Origin of the sequence: Actinoplanes sandaracinus, assembly GCF_030009775.1 — a bacterium.
GTDB lineage: Bacteria > Actinomycetota > Actinomycetes > Mycobacteriales > Micromonosporaceae > Actinoplanes > Actinoplanes sandaracinus.
In genome coordinates this window covers 25,141-42,900 of sequence record NZ_JASCTH010000033.1, presented here as the reverse complement: position 1 = coordinate 42,900, position 17,760 = coordinate 25,141, and the positions used below count along the sequence as shown (strand labels likewise).

Genomic DNA, 17,760 nt, shown 5'->3' with positions numbered 1-17,760 from the left:
CGGCCCCCGACCGCAACCACGCCGCGCGCGTCGGCTCTCCTTCCCCAGGAGTCCCCGAACACATCACGCGGCCCGGGCGCCGCCCTTGCCGAACTGCTTGTCCAGCCAACTGAACAGGTCGGGCAGCACCGCCCGCCACGTGGTGAAGTTGTGGCCGCCCGCCCGGTCGTCGAGGACCGTGGCCGTGTCCGGAGCGCGTACCAGCGGCGCGAACGCCTTCAGGTCCCGCAGAGCCGCCCGGTCGCCGAGGCCGGCGGTGAGGAAAAGGTGCACGGGAGCGGGCCGCTGCTGACCGATCGTGATGCGCGGGTCGTTGGCGCGGCGCAGGTCCAGGTCGCCGTGGTAGAGATCGCCGGTCGACCGGTCGATCAGCGGGCGGAAGTAGCCGGCGAGCGAGGCCGCGGCGGCGAAGCGGTCCGGGTGGCGCAGCGCCAGGTTGACCGCGCAGAATCCGCCCGTCGAGTAACCCACCAGGGCCCAGTTCTCCCGGCCGCGGGCAGCCCGGAAGTGGTGATGAACCACCTCGGGGACATCGGTGCTGAGGTACGTGTCGGCACGGACGCCGTGGACCGAGTCGACACACTCGCTGTCCCGGCCACGGACCGGGTCCTGCTCCGCCAGGACGGCGATCACCGGAGGCAGACGGCCGGCGCCGATCGCCTCGTCGAGCGCGGCGCCCACCCCCACACTCTTGAGCCAGCTGTCCACCGTGCCGGGATAGCCGGCCAGGAACATGACGACCGGAAAGTCCCGCCGGGCCGCCGCCGGGGAGGCATAGCCGGCCGGCAGGTAGATCTGCGCCGGCAGCGCGTACCCGGTGCCGGCGCCGGCGAGCATGGCCGGGATCACGGTGCCCTTGCCCGGCTCGGCGGGATGGCCGGCGATCCAACGGTCGAGGTCGTCCTTCCCGCCGCCGTCCGACGACAGCCTCGGCGCGCCCGCGGGGAGCGTGCCCGCGTACGTGTCGCCACCGCCCTTGCCGAACAGCTCGCCGAGCGTGACGTAGAAGTTGGCCTGCTTGTTGACCACCGCGGCGATGCTCAGCAGGAGCAGCAACTGCACGACGAGCAGCCCGGCGGCGCGGTGCACCACGCGGAACCGGCCTCGGTCCCAGAACGCGGCGGTGGCCGTGGCGGCCGCCACGGTGATGCCGGCCAGCAGGGCGATCACCCAGCCGCTGGTGATGACGATGTCGTTCACGGGGAGACCCCTGTCCACACGGCGGCACCCGTCCGGTCGATGGTCACCACGGATTTGTCGCGCGACGGCGGCGCCGTGCGCCGGAGCCCCGGAGCCGCGACGAATCCCTCGGCCATCGCGGCGGCCACGGCCACCCTCGGGAAGGTCCGCCCCCGCGGATAGCAGACGAAACGCGGCTGCCACGTCGGCTGGTACTTCTGGTTCGCGCGGTACAGCGACTCGAGCTGCCACCACCGGGACAGAATCTTGAGAATGCCGTACAACCAGCGCAGGAGCGGCCCGGCGCCCAGCCGTTCGCCGCGGGCGAAGACCGACCGGAACATCGCGAAGTTGAGCGAGACGCGCTGCAGGCCCATGACGCCGGCCTGGGCCATCAGCTCGGCGATCATGAACTCGAAGAGGCCGTTGGGGCTCTCCGGGCCGCGGCGCATCAGGTCGAGCGAGAGACCGTCGGAGCCCCACGGCACGAAGCCGAGAACCGCCGCCGGCCGTCCCTCCGCGTCGCGGGCCTCCACCACCACGTACTCGAGGTCGTCCGGGTGGGCGAAACGACCGAGGGCCATGGAGAAGCCGCGTTCGGTGGGACCGTCGCGCCACTTCTCGGCGTACTCGGCCAGTTCGTCCATGGTGTTGGGTGCGACGTCGCCGACCCGATGGATGCGTACCTGGAAACCGGCCCGCCGCACCCGCTGCACGGCCTGCCGCACCCCACGCATCGGCCGTCCCTCCAAGGTGAACTCCCCGGCGTGCAGAATCGCCTCGTCGCCGATCTCCAGCACCCGCAGACCCGCTCGCGAGTAGGCCCGCGCCCCGGCCGGGCCGGCGCCCAGAACAGCCGGGGTCCAGCCGTGCGCGACAGCCTCGTCACGCCACGCCTTGATCGCGCCGGGCCATTCCGAGGGCGCGCCGATCGGGTCGCCGGCGGCCAGGCTCACCCCGTTGACCAGGCGGTAGCAGACGGCGGCCTTGCCCGTGGCGGAGAGCACGACCGCCTTGTCCGGGCGCAGCGCGAAGTATCCGAGGGAGTCCTGTGCGCCGTGCGCCGCCAGCAGCTCGCGCACCTCGGCCGTGCCATGGCCGGGCCGCTGCACGATCCGGCGGCTGGGGCGCAGGGTCAGATAGGCCGCGAGAAGCACGGCGGCCGCTCCGGCCAGCCCGACGCTGAGCGGAATCCACGCCGGAGGTTGCGCGTCGAAGTGCGGCTGCCGGATCCCCACCAGCCATCGCACCAGGAACCAGGTGCCGCAGACGGCGCGATGGGCGCCACCGGAGGTGCCCGGGCTGAACACGGTCAGAACGCACCAGCTCGCCAGCGGGCCCAGCACCGCCAAGGACACCAGCATCATGGTCGTCGACCGGCGTGGCCGTCCGCGTCCGACGGTGAACTCGCCGCTCGCGGCCACGACCACGGCCAGCAGTAGCGCGCCGACCGCGATGCGCAGCCCGGCGCCGTGCGTCCTCGTCGCGTGCCCGCCGTCCGCCACCATCCCGGCGGCGGCCAGCACGAGCTGCAATGTCATCAGGGACACCAGCCACACCCAGGCGGTGTGTTCGCGCCGGATCAGGCCCCGCGCCACGATCAGGTAGAGGATGCCGCTCGCGGCCGACGCCATGGCGGGCAGTCCCGACCACAGCGACGCGTCACCGGCGAGGTCGGCCCGGACGGCGCCCGCGGCGGCCAGGATCCCCAGGATCCCGACGAGGGCACACAGCACGCCGAACGCGGTGGGTACCCGCCGGCGCCAGTCCCACCGTGGGGTGGATTCCCGTCCCTCGTCCTGGTCGGTACGCCTCTGCTTCACTTCATCTCCCCCGATCGCTGCTGTCACGAGTGATCTGGTGGAGCGTCAAGATCAGCCGGACCGTTGAGAGCTTGTCATCACCGCGCAAGGCGGGTATCGGCCGTCGAGCAGACTTGTCTCCTCCTTTCGGTAGACCCGTAGCGAGGTCCATCCCCGCCGGATGGGGGGTCCCCACCCGCCGTCGGACGGGCCGGATCGCTCCGCCCGAGCACACGACGCGGGCCCGCTCCGGCCGGAGGGTAGTGTCCGTCCCATGCTGATCATCGGGAACGTCCTGGCCGCGGTCGTGGCGCTCCTCCACGTGTACATCGCGGTCCTGGAGATGTTCCTCTGGACCAAGCCGCGGGGCCGGAAGGCCTTCAACCTGACGCCGGAGTTCGCTGAGCAGACCCGCGTCCTCGGCCTCAACCAGGGCCTCTACAACGGCTTCCTGGCCGCCGGCCTCATCTGGGGCCTGGCCGGCGGCGGGTTCGGGGTCGTCGTCTTCTTCCTCATCTGTGTGGCGATCGCCGGCATCGTCGGAGCCCTGACCGCCAGCCGCCGCATCATCTATGTGCAGACCGTCCCCGCCGTGCTGGCTCTGATCCCGGTCCTCCTGGCCCACTGACCACCCGCGATCCCGCCGGCTACGACCCTTCCCGCCGCTACGGCAGCCGAGAGCCGCCCGTACGCCGCGGCTTCTGACGACTAGGATCACCGGCGCGGGGGAGGGCTCGTAGCGCAGAGGTCGTCGCATCGTTCTGCAAGACGGGAGACGCCGGTTCGAATCCGGCCGGCCCTCCCTCGCCCGTCCTCACCGCCGCCGCACCCAGCCGGTGGTGATCAGGGCGAGCGCGGCGGCGTAGGTCGTCATGACGAGGACGCCGTGCGCCGGCGGCCGGATGCCCGCCGCGCCGAGCCCGATCAGCAGGTCGGAGACGAGGAAGAGCAGACCCCCGGCGGCGACCCGCCGGGACAACCCAGCCGCTGCCGCCGCCATCGCGGTCAGCGCGAGGCTATAGATCAGCACGGGTACGCGCAGAGCACCCAGCCGCTCCCACAACAGGATGTTCGCCAGCGCCCAGAGCACCCCGTAGCCCGCGAACGCCCACCGTTGTGGCGGGCGGCGCCGCAGGAACGCCACCAGGAAGCAAGCCTGCGCGCCGAGGAAGAACCCCATTCCGGCGAGGAACGCGGTCTGCCCCGGCACGAGCAGGGCGATGTCCCCGGCGGTGGCGAACCCGAGCGCCACGGTCACCAGGTCCCGCTGTCCACGCTGGAACATGTAGGCGATGAGCAGCGGCCCGAGCAGTGGTTTCGCCACCCACTGCACCGCGGTCCAGTCGGCCGCCACCGCGACGACCTCCGCCACCGCGACGGCGACGAACAACGGGAGGATCATGCGGCGGGCTGCCAGCCCGGACGGCCGAACAGGTAACCGGCCCGGTCCCGCCAGTTCTTCGCCCCGCGCAGGTCCCGCCAGATCGCCGCGTACTCGTGTGTCGCGACCTTGATCGGGTTGTACGTCTCGATGTTGCTGGTCAGGCCGTACCGGACACGTTCGCCCTCGGGTTCGAAGCTGCCGAAGAGCCGGTCCCAGACGATCAGGATGCCGCCGTAGTTGCGGTCCAGGTAGGGGTCGTTCGCGCCGTGGTGCACGCGGTGGTGCGACGGCGTGTTGAAGAACCACTCGATCGGCCGGGGCAGTTTGCCGATCCGCTCGGTGTGCAGGAAGAACTGGTAGGCGAGGCTGATCGACTGCTGCAGGAAGATCATCCACGGTGGGAAGCCGAGGGCCGCCAGTCCCAGCCAGAACGGCAGCGAGGTCATCGGTGTCCAGCTCTGCCGCAGCGCGGTGGACAGGTTGAAGAACTGGCTGGAGTGGTGCACCACGTGGCCGGCCCAGAACACCCGCACCTCGTGGTGCAGCCGGTGGAACCAGTAGTAGGCGAGGTCGTCGGCGAAGAACAGCAGCACCCACACCCACCAGTCGTGCGGGTCGAGCTGGAAGGGGCTGAGCACGTAGAGCCCGGCGAACGCGACCGCGGTGACGAGTTTCCACGGCACGCCGATGATCTGGCTGCCGAGGCCCATGGACAGGCTGGTGGCGGTGTCGCGGGCTTCGTAGCCACGCTCGGAGTCGTCCGGCAGGAACCGGAACGACAGCAGTTCCATGACTATGAGCAGCAGGAACGCGGGTACGGCGTAGAGGACGGCGGGAATCATCGGCGTTCGGCCTTCTGTTCGGAACCGACTACAGGGGTGAGCAGCGCCCGGGCCGCCCGCTCCGCGCCGGTGGCGTCGCCGGTGTCGATCAGCGAGGCGAGCCGGCGGTGGGCGGCGACGTCGAGCAGCTCGGCGGCCCGCAGGTGGGGCGGCACGTGGCCGACGGCCAGGTCGCCGGAGGTGAGGCTGTTGTAGGCCAGCAGGTAGGCGATGTTGCCGGAGCCCTCGATGATGCGCCGCCACACGGCCAGGTCGGCCACGCCCATGGCGGCCAGGTCGGGGACCGCGGCGGCGTAGGCCTCGACGGCTTCGGCCACCGCCGCGCGAGCCGATGGGGTCGCGCGGAGAGCGCAGAGGCGGGCCGCGTCGGCGCCGATGCTGACCCGCATCTCCATCACGTCGCGGGCCAGGGTGGGGACCGGCAGCACGTCGCCGGCCTGGGTGAGCGCCATGGCCAGGTCGAGGCCGGCGGTGGCCCGCCAGTCCAGGACGCGGGTGGCGCCGCCCTGACTGACCCGGACGAGGCCGAGTTGCTGGAGGCGGCGCAGCGCCTCCCGGATCGCGTGCCGGTTGACCCCGAAGGAGCGGGCCAGCTCCCGTTCGCTGGGCAGGGCGTCGCCGGCCGCGTAGCGGCCGCCGAGAACGGCGTCACGAAGCCGGCCGAACACCTGGTCCGAGACGGACTGCCTGTCGAGCGGTGCGAACGTCATGCCGGGCAGTGTGCCCACCATCACGTCAACCCGTCAACTGGTTGGACCAGTTCGTGATCCACGAAGAGGCCCGCCGGACGGGGCCGGCGGGCCGTCGATCAGCGTTGCAGGGCTCGCAGCAACTCGGCCTTCGTCATGGTCGAGCGGCCGGCGATCCCGCGGTCCTTCGCCTTGGCGTAGAGCTCGGCCTTGCTCGCGCCCTCGCGGGGCTTGTCCGACGACTTCATCGTCTTCGTCGGCTTGCCGAGTTGCTGCCACCGAGTCTCGGTCACCTCCACGCCGTACTTGCGCGCGGCCTTGCGGATCCGCGTGAAGGCCTCGTCCCGTTCGGCGTCGCTGACGTCGCGGACCTGGTCGAAGCGGGCGAGGGCGTTGCGGACGTGGCTCGCGTCGTTGAGGGGTTCCTTGCGCAGACGCGGGAACGCGAACACGCTGTCCGGCAGCGCGTCGCGGTCGGCGGCGTCCAGTTCGTGATTCTTCGTTCGTCGAGTAGCCATACGCGACGTTTACCCGTCGGGGTCCCGGCCATGCGGCCGGGACCCCGATCAGATCAACGGGCGACGCTGTACGGCGTCACCGTCACCTTGTCGATCACCGGCGCGTACTTCGACCGGAGCAGCACGTCCGGCCAGGTGGCCGAGGCGTACGTGGCGCCGTCGAAGTTCGGCAGTTCGGCCGACGCGAACGAGACCGTGTTGCGGCCCTTCGCGAGCGCGACCGGCACGGTCAGTTCCCAGAAGTTGTTGTCGTGGAAGCTGTGCGGGAAGAGCACCCGCTTCGCCGTACCCCCGTTGATCGTGATGTCCGCGTGCCGGGCGAGGGGGTCCGGGTTGTAGTGGGTGGCGACCGCCTGCTCCGGGTTGGAGTAGCGGACCCGCATCGCGTACGTCCCGGCCGTGGCCGCGGTGAGCGTGAACGTCACGGTGTTGGCGTTGCCCGGCTCACCGCCCACGCCGGTGACCGCTTTGCCGCCGCCGGCCAGGGATTTCGCGGTGACCGTGGCGGTGCCGGACAGGGCCGCGTCCTCGGCCTCGTAGGATACCGAGGGCAGCGCGGTGTCGGCCCGGCGCACGTCGAGCCGGTCGATCGTGCTGTCGCGTGACGTGCCGGTCACCACGATCTTGTTGACGCCGCCGGTCAGCGAGACCGCCGGCTTCCGGCCCTCGACCGCGGTGCCGTTCACCGTGATCTTCACGTTTCCGCTGGTCACCGCTTCAACCAGCGACGAGGTGTCGGCCTTGGAGTACACCCAGAAGGTCGCCGTCCCGCCTCGGCCCAGCGCGGCCCCGCCGGTGATGGAGCGGGCGTGGTCGAGTTCGGCCAGTTCGGCCTCGTAGACGTCGGTCTTCGCGGCCGGATTCGGCAGGGCGAGGGTGATCCGGTCGACGATCGCGTCCCCCTTGGTGGCCTTCGTGCCGTCCAGGCTCTTCGCCGCGAGCGAGATGGTGTGCGTGCCCTTGGTGAGCGTGACCTTGGTGTCGCTGTGGTCCCAGACCACCCACTTGTAGCCGAGCGGCAGGAAGACCTCCTGCTCGGCGCCGCCGTCGACGCGCAGGAACACGTTGGTCGGCCCCTGCTCGCGCACCCGGTCGAAGGTGTTGAGCGAGTTCGCGAAGACACTCAGGTCGTAGCTGCCGTCGGCGGGTACGTCGACGGTGAAATCGAGGACACCGTCACTGCCGGTGCGCAGGCCGCCGACGTTGAAGCCGCCCGAGGTGTAGAACTTCGACACGTCCGACGGCGAACCCTCCGGCCCGTTGCGGCTGTAGCCGCCGCCGGTGTACTTCGCGTCCTCGGCCTCGAACGACCCCTGCCACACGGTCGGCGTCTTCGCCGCGGAGGCCTTCCCGGCGGGGGCGAGGACGATCTCGTACGCCGAGGACTCGATCAGTTCGTCGAACTCGAAGGCGACCGCCCCGTCGACGACCTTGACGTCCTTCTCGGCGATCAGCCGTGGCGGGGCCGAGTCGCCGACCTGCCCGGTCCAGCCGATCTCCCGGATCCAGGCGTGCACCGTCGGGCCGAGGTTCTTCGGGACGTTGTCGAAACGGATGTACCCGGCGCCGGTCGTCCCGCCGAAGATGGCGCGTGCCTGCCGGCGGTCCTTGTCGAGGGTGGCGACGCCCTGCAGCGAGTAGTTGCGGCCCGGGTACGGCGGCGTCACCTTCACGGTGTCGCCGGTCATGCCGCCGTACGCGTTGTAGAGCCACCACTGCCCGTTGCCCCGGTTGGCCTGCACCGCCGAGTCGGACAGGTTGCCGTCGATGTTCCAGTAGGCGATGTCGGCGTCGACCTTGGACTCCTCGATCGCCGAGATCCACTGGATCATCTGGCCGGGCACCGAGGTGTGGTAGTTGAACGCGTACTCGTTGATGTTGATCGGCAGCTCGCGCCCGATGATCGCGGTCTCCCAGGCGCGGTACTTCGCGACGCTCTCCCGGACCGCCTCGGGGTGGCTGAGCTCGTGCCAGGTGATCACGTCCGGAACGGTTCCGGCTGTGACCGTGTGCTCCAGGAACCCCTTGACCTGCTCGTACAGGATGCTGGTGTTCGGTCCGGCGATCCGTGCGGCCGGAATCCTCGCCTTGATCAGGGCGTGGACGTCGTCCCAGGCCCGGAAGAAGTCGTCCGGGTCGCTGAGCCAGCTGACCCCGTCGTAGCTCCACTCGCCGGTGCCGAACATGTTGCCCTCGGGCTCGTTGAACGGCACGAAGACGATCCGGTCCCGGTAGGAGGCGTCGAGCTGGAGGACCTGGTCGACCTGCTTGGCGATCTTGTCCTTGAAGGCGGTCAGCTTCTCCGCCGGGGTGCTGCCCGGCCACTGGTACGGGAAACCGCGGTGGATGTCGGTCATGTAGACGTAGACGTCGCCGCCGGTGCTGTCGGCCAGCGGCTTGACCACTTCGAGGGCGTCGGCGCCGGGGTGCTGCGGGCCGTCCTGTGCCTTGGTCGAGACGGTGCGCAGGTGCATGCCCTCGATCAGGTTGTTGGTGGGGACGCCGTCGCCGTACAGCCCGTAGAGGGTTCCGGAGGCTCCGCCGTGGAAGGCGCCGGTGGTCCGGGCGAGGTCGATGGTGAGCTCGCCCTCGCGGATCACGGTGACCGTGGCGGTCACCGGCAGCCCGGCCGCGGCGCCGGTCACGGTGAAGGCGCCGCGCCGCGCGTACGCCGTGGGGTCGACGGCCGCCCAGTCGACCGGGACGTCCCGGTCGTACCCGTCGGTGAACCGGGATCTCACGGTGGCCGGCAGGGACGGCGCCGTGCCGATCGTGGTCCGCACGTCGAACGCGGTCTGCGCGAGGCCGGCCGCGGCCGGCGGTGTGCCGCCGAACTCCCGTGCCACCTGCCCCGCGTCCAGCGCCGTGCCGTAGATCCGGAACGAGTCGACGGCGCCGCCGAAGAGCGGGTCCGGGTAGAACGACTTCCCGATGAAACCGGCCGACGTGGTCGCGGCGTCCAGGAGATCCGCGGCGGTCACCGTGGTCGCTGCCCGCGCAACGGCGACCCCGTCGAGGTACGTGGTGACGTGCCCGCCGCCGAGGGTGACGGTGAGGGTCTTCCACACGTTCGAGGGCAGGGCCGCATAGCCGGTGACCTGTGCCTCCGCGCCTGCGGAGTCCTTGGTGACGGCGGTGCGCAGCTTGCCGTCCCCGTGGTGGGGCGTGGTGAACAGGTAGCGGCCGGTGTCCTTGCCGAGCGCATAGATCCACTGCCAGGGCGCGGTGGTGCCGTCCCACTTCACGCGGGCCGACACGGTCAGGTCGGTGGGGCCTTCGAGGGCTTCGCGGGGGATGGTGACGTAGGCGCCGTTCCCGGTGGGGGAGCCGCCCGGCAGTCGCAGCGCACCGTCCTGGAATGCCGCGGTCGCACTGTTGACCAGGGTGCCGTCGAGGCCGTTGCCGGAGCTGTCGGTGATGACGCCGCCGCCCGGGTCGGTGTCGAACTCGTAGGCCAGGACCGGGGCGGGGAGGTCGGCGGCCCGCGCCGGGATCGCGGGACAGGTGATCAGCAGACCGGTGACCAGCAGGATCTTCCAAGCTCTCATACATCGCTCCAACGCGTGGATGTGAGCGTTAACAAAAGAACGCGGAGCGAGCGACTGCGTTCTGTCAACGAGGGATTTCGGCCACATTACGAACTAAATCCAGGCCCGTCAATGCTTTGTCCGGAGATCCGCCGCCGTGGCCGCCGGCGGGCCGCCCTGGCTCTCGGCCCGCTCGTGCGCTGTTCCCTTGTCCACTGCCTTACTGATACGAGACGAGGGACGCCGTTCCCGGCGTCCCTCGTCTCCTGTCAGTACCCGTAGCCACGGTTCCGTGGCCGCTTGTAGCGGCGCCGCGGGTCCGACCGCATCATCCGCCAGGTGATGAACCCGGCCCCGCCCAGGCCCGCGATGACCAGGAGCGCGATCACCGGGAAGCCGACCGCGGGCGGGTTGCCGCCGGCGTTCGCGGCGGACAGCACCGGACTCGCCGAGTTCGCCGAGTTCGGTGCGGCGGCGTTCGGCGGCGGCGCGGTGGGCAGCGCGGCGAAGTCGACGATGCCGCTGCTCTCCAGCAGCGTCAGGTGCGTCATCACGAACTGGTTGGTGCGCTGGGCGAGCTTGCGCACGGTGTCGTTGCGGGTGCTGGTCCGGATCGTGGCGATCGCGGGGAAGATCTTGCCGTGCGCGGCCCGGAGGCGGTCGATGTAGATCTGGTCGAAGGCCTTGCCGTCGGCGGCCTCCATCTCGTCGAGCCAGCCCTGCTGATCCTTGTTCGGCTTGTCCGGCAGGTCGACTTCCAGCTTCTTCGCCGCGTCCTGCACCAGCCTGTCCAGGACGCCGTGCTGGTCGGCGATGTCCTTGCCGATCGACTTGATCCGGGCGCTGTCGGACTTCTCCTGGGCCATCACGCCGGCCGGGATCTCCCACAGCCCGGCGAGGCGCACCTTCACCACGAAGTCCTTGTCCGCCTCGGAGATCTCGCCCCGGCCGCGGTCGGTCAGCAGGCCGCTGGGCGGATCCGGCACCCCCGGTTCGACGGCGCCGGCTGCTCGTGTGTCGAACAGAGCTAGCGCCAGGGTCGCGGCGAGCAACCCGGCCACCCGGCCGGGTGAGGCGAACAAACGAACGACAGCGAGCACGTGTGCCTCCATGGCCTGTGTCGGAGTTACCCCGATGGTCATGAGCACGGATGGGAGCCCACAGCGGATCAACAGAATCTCTTCCGTCCTCAAAACGAGCTCAAGTGTCCGGAAGGGGTCAGCGGCCTCGTGTCCAGTGTGGAATGGTCGTTCGCATGGTGAAACTAGGCGTCAGTCTGCCCCAATTCAGTCACTTCGACCCCGGCGCCGACGTGGTCGCCGCGGCCCGAGCGATGGAGGAGATCGGCTACGACAGCCTGTGGGTGTTCGAGCGGGTGCTCGTGCCCGAGGACCAGAGCGGGCCGCACGGCCTCTACAGCGTGCCCGGCCTGCCCTGGCCGGACATCTACCGCGGTGTCGCCGACGCTCTGGTCACGCTGGCCACGGCGGCGGCGGTGACCGAGCGGATCGAGCTGGGCACCGGTGTCCTGGTGGTGCCGCTGCACCTGCCGACGCGCCTGGCCCGGGAACTGGCGACGCTGGACGCGGCCAGCGGCGGCCGGCTCATCGCCGGGCTGGGCACGGGCTGGTCGCCGGACGAGTTCGCGGCGACCGCGCCGGTCCCGCTCACCGAGCGTGGCCGTGCGCTCGACGACTTCCTGGACATCGCGGCCGCCGTGTGGGGGCCGAACCCGGTGAGTTTCTCGACGCGGCACTACGAGGTGGCGGCCGCCGACATCGGCCCGAAACCGGCCCGGCCGATTCCGGTGCTGCTCGGCGCCGGCCCGGGTTCGGAAAAGGCGCTGCGACGGGTGGCCCGGCGGGCGGACGGCTGGGTGGCCAGCGGCGTCACGCCGGAACAGGTGACGGCCACCCGGGCCCGGCTGCGTGAACTGGCCGAGGAGGCCGGTCGTGATCCCGGCGCGATCGGTTGCACGGTACAGATCGCCGCGATGGCCCTGACAGAGCCGTCGGCGCAGCCCCGGCAGCCGTTCACCGGGACCGTCGCGCAGTTCGCGGAGGACGTGGCGGCGATGGCCGAGGCCGGGGCCGACCACGTCTACCTGACGCTGCCGGCGGCGGTGCGTGACGTCAAGGAGCTGATCGACCGGGCGGCCGAGCTGCACGAGCAGGTGCGCGCCGCCGGGGTCTGAGGCCGGGTGTGGGTGGGGTGTGGGCACCAGCGCCCACACCCCACCGATCAAAGGGCGTTCCCCCGCCGCTGCCGACCCGTGATCAGTAGACGTACGGCCAGGCCGACGAGTCCCACCCCAGCAGATTGATGCCGAGCCTCGCGGCGCCGGACGAGGTGTAGTAGTGGTAGACGAGCACGTCGGCGTCACTGTCGGTGAACACCGCCGGATGCCCGGGCCCGCGGATGCCGTCGTGCGCGGCGAGGATCTCGGTGCCGCCGCCCGCGGTGGCCAAAGTGCCGGCGCGGTCCCGGTACGGCCCGGTGATACTCGTCGACCGGGCCACCATCGTGCGGTACGTGCTGGACGCCCCTCGGCAGCAGAAGTCGAACGACATGAACAGGTAGTAGTAGCCGTTGCGGTAGTGGATGAACGGCGCCTCCACCGACTTGCTGTTGGTGAACCGCTCGGCGATCGCGCGCAGTGTGCTGTCCGCCCGCAGGCCGGTGCTCGCGTTCAGTTTGACCATCTTGATGCCGGTCCAGAACGAGCCGAAGGTCAGCCACCACTCACCAGACGGGGTGACGGTGAGGTTCGGGTCGATGGCGTTCCAGCCGCTCGTGGTGGTCGACTCGATCACCTTGCCGACGTGGGTCCAGCTGCCGGACGTGCCGGTGGTGCTGGTGGCCAGGAAGATCGCCGATTTGCTGGACTCGAACGTCGAGGCCGAGTAGTACATCCAGTACTTTCCGTTGCGGTACGACACGTCGGGCGCCCACAGGTGGGCGCTGCCCCCGGTGTAGGAGCTGGCCCAGGGGGTGCCGTTCGGGAACGCCTTGCCGGCGTCGGTGAAGGCCGTCCGGTTCGGGGAGGTCTTCAGGGTGATGCCGTCACCGGTGGTGGCGAGCAGATATCCGCCGGTGGGCCGCTTCACCATGGTCGGGTCGTGTGCGCCGGTCGAGCCGGTGACCACGCCGGGGTTGGGGTAGGCGGCGGCGTTCGCCGAGCCGGCGCCGTACACGACGGCGGTGAGGGCGAGCATGCCGGTCACGCCGGCGACGAGCAGTCTTCTCATGGGGATCCACCTTTGACACCGGATGCGCGAATCCGCTCGGGGAAGCGGCTCCGCAGAGATAGGGGATGCCCGTATGTTAGCGATCACAATCAATACGTCAAGGCGGATCGCATGGACTGGCACAAACACTTACGCCGACGGTCGGCGCTCATGTCTGTCGATGCGTAGCTCGCGTTCCAGCTCGGCCATCGCGGACCGGAGATCGTCGAGCCGCTGACTGATCATGATCCGGTCGATCTCGTCGGGAATGCCGTCCTGATCCTCATCGGTCGCCATGTGCTCGGTCATCTCCAGGCGGCGGGCCTCCTCCATCGAGTTGACGATGACCGCGATCAGGATGTTCACCAGCAGATTGACGGTGATGAGCACGTAGCTGACGTAGTAGAGAAGCGTCCACTGCGACAGCGCCAGACCCTGCTCGATCAGATCGGGCAGGGTCTCCAGCGACAGCAGCACGAAGAGGGTCAGCACCGCGCGGCCGAGAGTGCCGTACTGATCCGGATCGGCCTCGGCGAAGATCAGCCAGCCGGCCATCCCGTACACGTACAAGGTCACCAGGGCCAGCGCCAGAAAGCCGCCGACACCCGGCAGGCTGCGCCACAGCGCCGACACGATCGTGCGCAGGCCCGGCGAGAAACGGACCAGCCGCACCACCCGGGCGATCCGGATCACCCGCAGCGCCGCCGAGTCGCCGTGCAGGCCCGGAATGAACACCGCGGCGATCACGACGAAGTCGAACACGTTCCAGCCGTGCCGGAAGAATTCCCGGGGACGGTCGCCGTACGCCAGGATCCGCACCGCGATCTCGGCGACGAACACCGCGCGGAAGAACCACTCCAGGCCGTGCAGCAGCGGAGCGGCCGACTTCGGGTACGGGTACGTCTCGACAGCCAGCAGGGCCGCGTTCGCGCCGATCACGACGACGATCAGCACCTCGAACACACGGGATTCGGCGATCCGGGCGCACCGTTGGGCCATTCGTGGTCGTCGCACTGGTGGTCCCGGCATGCCGCCAGCCTACGAAAGCGCCGCCCACCGGGAAGGGCGCCTCTTGCGCTGGGGCAGAGCGGGGTCGCCCGTACCCCGCATGGGTTTGCGGTTTCGCCTCAGATGGCTGCTCGCAGCGCCGATCGACTGGCCTGGACGGTGCGCGAATGCGGGCCGCGGGCGAAGGAGCGGACATGGGCGCGGCCGGGGAACGGTGGTTCGGGGTCGGGCGCAGCCTGGCGGCGGACCCGGCGGAGGCCGGGGCCCAGGCGTGCCGTGAGGCTCTGGGCGGACGCCGGGCCGGGCTGCTGGTCGTCTTCGCGTCGCTGTCGCACGCGACCAGGGGGATGGCCGAGGCGGTGCACGCCGAGGCCGGCGGCGACGTGCTCATGATCGGTTGTACGACGTCGGGCGAGTTCACCACCGACGGCCGCGGCTCCGGCGTCGTCGTCAACGCGCTCGGCGGATACGCCGCGTCGGTGCGCGCCGTCCCGCACGACAGCGTCGACCTGTACGAGGCCGGTGTCATCGCCGCCTCCAGCCTCGACGACATCGACGCCGAACACCGCGTCGTGCTGCTGCTCGGCGACGGGCGCAGCAGCGACCAGCAGGAGATGGTGCGCGGCGCCTACTCGGTCGCCGGCGCGCAGGTGCCGCTGGTCGGCGGCTGCGCGGGCGACGACGCCACCCAGACCGGCACCTGGGCATTCTTCAGCTCCGGCACCGACGTGCAGGTCCTGCCGAACGCGGTCCTCGGCGCGCCCGAGCCGTTCGGCATCGGCGCCGCTCACGGCTGGCGGCGGACCGGCGAGCCGATGGTCGTCTCGCGCAGCGAGTCCGGCACCATCCACGAACTCGATGGCGAGCCGGCGCTCGACGTCTACCTGCGCCGCACCGGCGGCGCCCCCGGCCTGGCCGCCGACCCCGCCGCGTTTCTGCGGTTCGCGGCCGTGCGCCCGCTCGGCCTGGCCCGCCGCACCGGCGAGGACATCCGGATCGTCTTCGCCGCCGATCCCGTGGAGCGGTCCCTCTCCGGACTCGCCGACACCCCCGAAGGCGCGATGGTCTGGCTCATGGAGGCCGACGACGACGAGGTCGTCGATGCGACCGCGACCGCCGCCGTCGCCGCGGTCTCCGCGGTCTCCGCGCCGCTCGGGGTCCTGGTCTTCGATTGCTGCGTACGGCCGATCGCGCTCGGTTCCGACGGCATCGACCTCGCCGTGTCCCGGCTGCGCGACGCGCTCAAGCCCATCCCGTACGGCGGGTTCTACTCCAACGGTGAGATCGTCCGTAAACCGCAGGCCAAGGGCATGCACCATCTGACCGTCGTCGCTCTCGCCGTCGGTTGACGCCGTGTCCGGTTGGTCAGCCCTCCAGCTCACCGAGTTCTTCAGCGCCATCACCCGCGCCGGAACCATCGCCAGCGCGGCCCGCATCGCCGTGCAGCGCGCCACCGAGTCGACGGACGCCGAGGTGGCCGCGGTGGTCTGCGGGGACGACGTGCTGGCGTCACTGGGTCTCGGCCGCGACCCGTCATCGGTACTGTTCACCAGCCTGGCCCACGGCGCCGGGACGGCGTCGTTCTCCGGCGCCGGCCGGATGCACCTCACCGTGCACGTCCTCGGCCAGGACACCTCCGAGCGGCTGATCGTCGCCCGGGCCGACGAGCCGTTCGCCGCCGAGGAACGGCAGATGCTGCAAGGCATGGCCCGGGTCCTCGGCCTGGCCCTGCGCAGCCTGCGCACCCTGGAGGCCGAACGTCAGCTGCGCCTCGAACGGGAGCGGGAGGCGCTCGCCCGCCTCGAACTGGTCGAGGCCCTCGAACGGCGGGAACGGCTGCTGGAGACGCTGCTGCGGGTCCAGCGTTCGGCTCACCAGCGGACGCCGCTGGCCGAGGTCTTCGCCATGATCACCGAGGGCGCCCGGTCACTGCTCGACGACGTGACGGTGGCGCTGGTCCTGCACGGCGCGGTCGCCTCCGTCAGCGGAGGCGGATGCGACAGCACCGCCCTGGCCGAGGCCGCCGGCCGCGCGATGGCCGCGGGCGGCGCGGTCACCCGCGGTCCGCTGATCGCCGCCCCGGTCCACATCGACGGCGCCGTGGCCGGCGGTTTCGTCATCGCCTCCGCCGCTGCGGTGGGGCTTGGTGGCGGCGTCCGGGAGTCTGAGCGGCGTGACGTGCTGGCCGCGTTCGCCGAGCAGGCCAGTCTCGCGCTGACCGGGGCGCACACCCTCGCCGCCGTCCACGAGGCCCACCACGACCCGCTGACGAGGCTGCCCAGCCGTACCCTGTTCCTGCAACGCGTCGAGGAGGTCATCGCCGCCGACCCGACCCCCGCCGCGGCCGCCCTGCTCTACCTTGACCTGGACCTGTTCAAGCAGGTCAACGACACCCTCGGCCACGCCGCCGGCGACGAGCTGCTGCGGGCGGTCGCCGGCCGCCTGCGAGCCGCCGTCCGCGACACCGACATGCCCGCCCGACTCGGCGGCGACGAGTTCGCGGTCCTGCTGGACCCGCTGGCCCACGAGCAACAGGCCCGCGACATCGCCCAGCGGGTCATCGACTCCCTCGCCCGCCCCTACGACATCGCCGGGCGCACGGTGTTCACCCGGGCGAGTGTCGGCATCGCCTACAGCGGCGGCCGCTCCGCGGGACGCCTGGTGGAGGAGGCCGACCTGGCCATGTACCAGGCGAAGCGGTCGCGAAAGGGCACCTACCAGGAGTTCCAGCCCCACATGCCCGCCGACCTGCCCCAGGCCTGCTGAGCATGCGGGGGCGGCGGTGCCCGGGTGGAGTTTATGTCATAACAACACCAAGCTATTCTCGGTCCCGTGACGACCCGGGACCACGCCCTGCTCCGCATCGCGGTGGACCTTGTCATCCTCACCGTTCGCGAAGGAGCCCTGCAGACGCTCGTCGTCATCCGCGGCAACAAGCCTTTCGCGGGCCAGTTCGCCCTGCCCGGCGGCTTCGTGCGCGCGGGCGAAGGCCTTGACGACGCCGCTGTTCGCGAGCTCGCAGAAGAGACCGGCCTCGACGGCGGCAGTCTTCACCTGGAACAGTTCGCGGTCTACGGGGAGCCCGACCGTGATCCCCGGGGGCGTGTGGTGAGCGTGGCCTACCTCGCCATCATGCCCGACCTGCCCGTCCCTACCGCTGGTTCGGACGCGAGCGGCGCGGCCTGGGTGCCGGTGAGCAAGATTCACGGCAGCCTGGCTTTCGACCACGACCGGATCCTGACAGATGCGGTGGAACGGGCGCGTAGGCGGCTCGAGCTGACGACACTGGCAACGGCATTCTGCCCAGCTGAATTCACGATCGGCGATCTGCGCTCGGTCTATGAGGTGGTCTGGGGCGAGAGCTTGGACCCACGCAACTTCAGCCGGAAAGTCATCAACACGGAGAAGTTCATCGAGCCGACCGGTGCGAAGCGGATCCCCCCGACGGGCCGCCCCGCGGCGCTCTATCGCGCCGGCGGCGCCACCACTCTCAACCCGCCCATCATGCGCAACCGATCCCGCTGACCGGGGCTCGGGGGCGGGCGCCGGGGCGCCCCCCCCGGCGAGCCACCAAAGCGGGGAAC

General features: G+C 70.7%; 15 protein-coding genes and 1 tRNA gene. 6 read left to right on the top strand and 10 right to left on the bottom strand.

Annotated features, from left to right (window positions below; genetic code table 11):
- Nucleotides 1–63: 63 nt before the first annotated feature.
- Both QLQ12_RS38045 and QLQ12_RS38040 read right to left on the bottom strand, forming a co-directional pair.
- Nucleotides 64–1,200 carry an alpha/beta hydrolase gene (locus tag QLQ12_RS38045; protein ID WP_282765785.1) on the bottom strand — a complete coding sequence of 379 codons (1,137 nt, stop codon included), beginning with the start codon at nucleotides 1,198–1,200 and terminating at the stop codon, nucleotides 64–66.
- Nucleotides 1,197–3,002 carry a phosphatidylglycerol lysyltransferase domain-containing protein gene (locus QLQ12_RS38040; RefSeq protein WP_282765784.1) on the bottom strand — a complete coding sequence of 602 codons (1,806 nt, stop codon included), beginning with the start codon at nucleotides 3,000–3,002 and terminating at the stop codon, nucleotides 1,197–1,199. Before QLQ12_RS38040 ends, QLQ12_RS38045 begins: the two co-directional genes overlap by 4 nt.
- A 253-nt stretch (nucleotides 3,003–3,255) precedes the next feature.
- Between QLQ12_RS38040 and QLQ12_RS38035 the strand changes: the two genes are divergently transcribed.
- The gene (locus QLQ12_RS38035; protein WP_282765782.1) at nucleotides 3,256–3,609 is read left to right on the top strand and encodes a DUF1304 domain-containing protein; all 354 of its coding nucleotides are present in this window, start codon (nucleotides 3,256–3,258) and stop codon (nucleotides 3,607–3,609) included.
- A 101-nt stretch (nucleotides 3,610–3,710) separates the two neighbouring features.
- Nucleotides 3,711–3,783: transfer RNA gene (locus tag QLQ12_RS38030), tRNA-Ala, on the top strand.
- A 12-nt stretch (nucleotides 3,784–3,795) separates the two neighbouring features.
- Here QLQ12_RS38030 and QLQ12_RS38025 read toward each other — a convergent pair.
- From QLQ12_RS38025 to QLQ12_RS38000, 6 genes are all read right to left on the bottom strand, one after another.
- Nucleotides 3,796–4,383 carry a lysoplasmalogenase gene (locus QLQ12_RS38025; RefSeq protein ID WP_282765781.1) on the bottom strand — a complete coding sequence of 196 codons (588 nt, stop codon included), beginning with the start codon at nucleotides 4,381–4,383 and terminating at the stop codon, nucleotides 3,796–3,798.
- A complete protein-coding gene (locus QLQ12_RS38020; RefSeq protein ID WP_282765779.1) occupies nucleotides 4,380–5,207 on the bottom strand; it encodes a sterol desaturase family protein in 828 nt (275 codons plus the stop codon). The genes QLQ12_RS38025 and QLQ12_RS38020 overlap by 4 nt, the downstream gene beginning before the upstream one ends.
- Nucleotides 5,204–5,917: a FadR/GntR family transcriptional regulator gene (locus tag QLQ12_RS38015; protein ID WP_282765777.1), complete on the bottom strand. Its 714-nt coding sequence runs from the start codon at nucleotides 5,915–5,917 to the stop codon at nucleotides 5,204–5,206. The genes QLQ12_RS38020 and QLQ12_RS38015 overlap by 4 nt, the downstream gene beginning before the upstream one ends.
- A 98-nt stretch (nucleotides 5,918–6,015) precedes the next feature.
- Entirely contained in the window at nucleotides 6,016–6,414 is a 399-nt protein-coding gene (locus tag QLQ12_RS38010; protein WP_282765775.1) for a DUF6582 domain-containing protein, read from the bottom strand.
- Nucleotides 6,415–6,467: 53 nt separating this feature from the next.
- Complete coding sequence (locus tag QLQ12_RS38005) at nucleotides 6,468–9,962, bottom strand: LamG-like jellyroll fold domain-containing protein (RefSeq protein ID WP_282765773.1); 3,495 nt, start codon at nucleotides 9,960–9,962, stop codon at nucleotides 6,468–6,470.
- Nucleotides 9,963–10,210: 248 nt separating this feature from the next.
- A complete protein-coding gene (locus tag QLQ12_RS38000) occupies nucleotides 10,211–11,041 on the bottom strand; it encodes a DUF4142 domain-containing protein (protein ID WP_282765772.1) in 831 nt (276 codons plus the stop codon).
- 155 nt (nucleotides 11,042–11,196) lie between these two features.
- Between QLQ12_RS38000 and QLQ12_RS37995 the strand changes: the two genes are divergently transcribed.
- Nucleotides 11,197–12,135 carry a TIGR03619 family F420-dependent LLM class oxidoreductase gene (locus QLQ12_RS37995; protein WP_282765771.1) on the top strand — a complete coding sequence of 313 codons (939 nt, stop codon included), beginning with the start codon at nucleotides 11,197–11,199 and terminating at the stop codon, nucleotides 12,133–12,135.
- A gap of 82 nt (nucleotides 12,136–12,217) precedes the next feature.
- On the opposite strand, the gene QLQ12_RS37990 is transcribed toward QLQ12_RS37995, so the two are convergent.
- Together QLQ12_RS37990 and QLQ12_RS37985 are read right to left on the bottom strand one after the other, a co-directional pair.
- Nucleotides 12,218–13,189 carry an arabinan endo-1,5-alpha-L-arabinosidase gene (locus QLQ12_RS37990; protein ID WP_282765770.1) on the bottom strand — a complete coding sequence of 324 codons (972 nt, stop codon included), beginning with the start codon at nucleotides 13,187–13,189 and terminating at the stop codon, nucleotides 12,218–12,220.
- Nucleotides 13,190–13,318: 129 nt separating this feature from the next.
- A complete protein-coding gene (locus tag QLQ12_RS37985; protein ID WP_282765769.1) occupies nucleotides 13,319–14,167 on the bottom strand; it encodes an ion transporter in 849 nt (282 codons plus the stop codon).
- 203 nt (nucleotides 14,168–14,370) lie between these two features.
- Here QLQ12_RS37985 and QLQ12_RS37980 point away from each other — a divergent pair, with 203 nt between their 5' ends.
- The 3 genes from QLQ12_RS37980 (at nucleotide 14,371) to QLQ12_RS37970 (ending at nucleotide 17,701) form a co-directional block, all read left to right on the top strand.
- Nucleotides 14,371–15,525 (top strand): FIST signal transduction protein, encoded by a 1,155-nt coding sequence (locus tag QLQ12_RS37980; RefSeq protein ID WP_282765768.1) that lies wholly within the window; start codon nucleotides 14,371–14,373, stop codon nucleotides 15,523–15,525.
- Nucleotides 15,526–15,529: 4 nt separating this feature from the next.
- A complete protein-coding gene (locus QLQ12_RS37975; RefSeq protein ID WP_282765767.1) occupies nucleotides 15,530–16,942 on the top strand; it encodes a GGDEF domain-containing protein in 1,413 nt (470 codons plus the stop codon).
- A gap of 66 nt (nucleotides 16,943–17,008) precedes the next feature.
- Nucleotides 17,009–17,701 (top strand): NUDIX domain-containing protein, encoded by a 693-nt coding sequence (locus tag QLQ12_RS37970; RefSeq protein ID WP_282765766.1) that lies wholly within the window; start codon nucleotides 17,009–17,011, stop codon nucleotides 17,699–17,701.
- Nucleotides 17,702–17,760: the final 59 nt, after the last annotated feature.

Excerpts from the sequence above, each read along its gene's own strand:
- QLQ12_RS38035 (WP_282765782.1), top strand. The coding sequence starts at position 3,256 with ATGCTGATCATCGGGAACGTCCTGGCCGCGGTCGTGGCGCTCCTCCAC.
- QLQ12_RS38025 (WP_282765781.1), bottom strand. The coding sequence starts at position 4,383 with ATGATCCTCCCGTTGTTCGTCGCCGTCGCGGTGGCGGAGGTCGTCGCG.
- QLQ12_RS38020 (WP_282765779.1), bottom strand. The coding sequence starts at position 5,207 with ATGATTCCCGCCGTCCTCTACGCCGTACCCGCGTTCCTGCTGCTCATA.
- QLQ12_RS38015 (WP_282765777.1), bottom strand. The coding sequence starts at position 5,917 with ATGACGTTCGCACCGCTCGACAGGCAGTCCGTCTCGGACCAGGTGTTC.
- QLQ12_RS38010 (WP_282765775.1), bottom strand. The coding sequence starts at position 6,414 with ATGGCTACTCGACGAACGAAGAATCACGAACTGGACGCCGCCGACCGC.
- QLQ12_RS38005 (WP_282765773.1), bottom strand. The coding sequence starts at position 9,962 with ATGAGAGCTTGGAAGATCCTGCTGGTCACCGGTCTGCTGATCACCTGT.
- QLQ12_RS37995 (WP_282765771.1), top strand. The coding sequence starts at position 11,197 with ATGGTGAAACTAGGCGTCAGTCTGCCCCAATTCAGTCACTTCGACCCC.
- QLQ12_RS37990 (WP_282765770.1), bottom strand. The coding sequence starts at position 13,189 with ATGAGAAGACTGCTCGTCGCCGGCGTGACCGGCATGCTCGCCCTCACC.
- QLQ12_RS37985 (WP_282765769.1), bottom strand. The coding sequence starts at position 14,167 with ATGGCCCAACGGTGCGCCCGGATCGCCGAATCCCGTGTGTTCGAGGTG.
- QLQ12_RS37980 (WP_282765768.1), top strand. The coding sequence starts at position 14,371 with ATGGGCGCGGCCGGGGAACGGTGGTTCGGGGTCGGGCGCAGCCTGGCG.